The following is a 2,219-nucleotide window of genomic DNA, read 5'->3' on the forward strand; positions in this document are numbered from 1 at the left end:
TGGGTGTATTAAGGTCAAATAAATAAGTTGAAGTTTGCTTTGGTATAGGTGTTAGCCTTTAAAACCCCCTCCCGTCCTCCCCCTTCGCAGGGGGAGGTGCAAAATTATTGATTAAAAAAACTCTGTTTCAAAGCCCGCTCCACACCCCGCAGTTCTGCCAGTCCCCGCAGACGTCCAATTGCCGAATACCCCGGATTGGTTTTCTTATGCAAATCATCCAGCATCTGATGGCCGTGATCCGGGCGCATCGGGATAGCGCGCAGATTGCCAGCGCGGCGACGTGTTTGTTCTTCCGTCAGAATCGCTTTGATAACCGCCACCATATCCACATCACCATCTAAATGATCGGCTTCATGGAAGCTTTCCGGCACGTCTTCGCGCTGGGTGGCGCGCAGATGGATGAAGTGCACGCGGTCGGCGTAAGTGGTCATCATTTTCACCAGGTCATTATCTTCACGCACGCCGTAAGAACCGGTGCAGAAGCAAAAACCGTTGTGGATACTGTCGACCGTTTCTTTCAACCACTGCATATCTTCAATGGTGGAGATAATACGCGGCAGGCCGAGAATAGGGCGCGGTGGATCGTCCGGGTGAACTGCCAGACTTAAACCGCATTGCTCGGCAACCGGCACAATGCTGCGCAGGAAATGCGCCATGTTTTCGCGCAGTTTGGCTTTGTCGATACCGTCGTAAGTCGCCAGACGCGCACGGAACTGATCCAGCGTGTAGCCTTCTTCCGCACCCGGTAAACCGGCAATGATGTTAGACACCAGCTGATCTTTCTCCGCCTGTGTCATCGCCGCAAAGTATTCGGCTGCCTGTTTTTGCTCATCCGCGCTGTAATAAGACGTCGCGCCTTCGCGTTTCAGCAGATGCAATTCAAAGGCCGCAAATGCGATATGGTCAAAGCGCAGGGCGCGTGAACCGTCCGGCAGCAGATAGCCGAGGTCCGTGCGTGTCCAGTCGAGAACCGGCATGAAGTTATAGCAGACCGTATAGATGCCGCATTCCGCCAGATTACGGATAGATTGCTGATAGTTAGCAATGTGCTTTTCAACATCTCCGCTGCGGGTTTTGATTTCCTCATGCACCGGAATGCTTTCCACTACGGACCACACCAGACCTTTGGCTTCAATTATCGCCTTACGTTTCTTTATCTCTTCTACCGGCCAGACTTCACCGTTAGGAATATGGTGCAGGGCGGTAACCACGCCGGTTGCGCCAGCCTGACGCACATCATCAAGTGAAACCGGATCGTTCGGGCCGTACCAACGCCATGTCTGTTCCATGTGTTTTCCTTAAAATTGTTAACTGACTGTCTGAATGTAGTTGACGCAGGGCCGGTGATAAGTTCAATCTTAATGCGCGGTCTGGTCAGGTGGTCTGCTGGTCAGGCCATCAGACCGACATATGATTCAGCATCAAACCGAACATTAATGTGACCGGGATAACAGATCTGGGATTCAGCATGAACACGGAGAAAATAATGGCATTACCCACCCTTAAAGTTGAACGGCTGTATCGCCAGATTTCTAATGTATTGATTAACTGCATTAATACCGGACAGTTTGCCCCGGGCGCGATGATCCCGTCTGAACGGGATTTGTCTAAACAACTTGGCGTCAGTCGTTCATCTATCCGTGAGGCATTGATTGCGCTGGAGATCACCGGCTGGGTGGAAATCCGTACCGGCAACGGCGTGTACGTCAGCGACCCGTTGCCGCAGGCCACACCTGCGGTGCAAACGGTAAGTACCGAAGAGGAATTCAGCCTGCAATCGCTGGTGAAAGCGCGTCAGGTTTATGAATCTATGACAGCAGAACTGGCGGCGATTAACGGCACCGACGAACAGCGTGAAAAACTGAGAGCTATCGCCCGGGAATTAAACGAACTGAATGCTAATAACGACGCTTTTCTCGAAGCTGACCGCCGTTTCCATATGATGATCAGCGAAATGACCGGCAACGAAGTGCTGCACGATATGATGGGATATTTGTGGGATAAACGTCGTTCACGTCGGTTTATGCGTCTGGAGAGTCATTACACCGAAGTGGATTTTGCCCGTGAAATGAATGCCGATCATCAGGGGATTTTAGACGCGATTCTGGCGCAGGATGGCGCAGGGGCGAAGGCAAGAATGAGCCGGCATTTACAGCATGTGTATGACCAGTTATTTGCGGAATAAATGCAGAAAGACGGACAACTCCCTCCCCTGCGAA

2 protein-coding genes are annotated in these 2,219 nt (G+C 51.6%); one reads left to right on the plus strand and one right to left on the minus strand.

The window, feature by feature from the left end; genetic code table 11:
* Window positions 1-104: 104 nt before the first annotated feature.
* Window positions 105-1,289 (minus strand): mannonate dehydratase, encoded by a 1,185-nt coding sequence (uxuA, locus tag UC14_RS26560; protein WP_013575457.1) that lies wholly within the window; start codon window positions 1,287-1,289, stop codon window positions 105-107.
* A gap of 197 nt (window positions 1,290-1,486) precedes the next feature.
* On the opposite strand from uxuA, the gene UC14_RS26565 reads away from it, so the two are divergent.
* Window positions 1,487-2,185, plus strand: a complete 699-nt coding sequence (locus UC14_RS26565; protein WP_013575458.1) for a FadR/GntR family transcriptional regulator — start codon at window positions 1,487-1,489, stop codon at window positions 2,183-2,185.
* Window positions 2,186-2,219: the final 34 nt, after the last annotated feature.

This window comes from Rahnella sp. NRRL B-41462 (genome assembly GCF_003263525.1).
GTDB lineage: Bacteria > Pseudomonadota > Gammaproteobacteria > Enterobacterales > Enterobacteriaceae > Rahnella > Rahnella aceris.

What these genes read in the sequence shown, in the direction of transcription:
- uxuA (WP_013575457.1), bottom strand. Translation starts at nt 1,289, where the DNA reads ATGGAACAGACATGGCGTTGGTACGGCCCGAACGATCCGGTTTCACTT.
- UC14_RS26565 (WP_013575458.1), top strand. Translation starts at nt 1,487, where the DNA reads ATGGCATTACCCACCCTTAAAGTTGAACGGCTGTATCGCCAGATTTCT.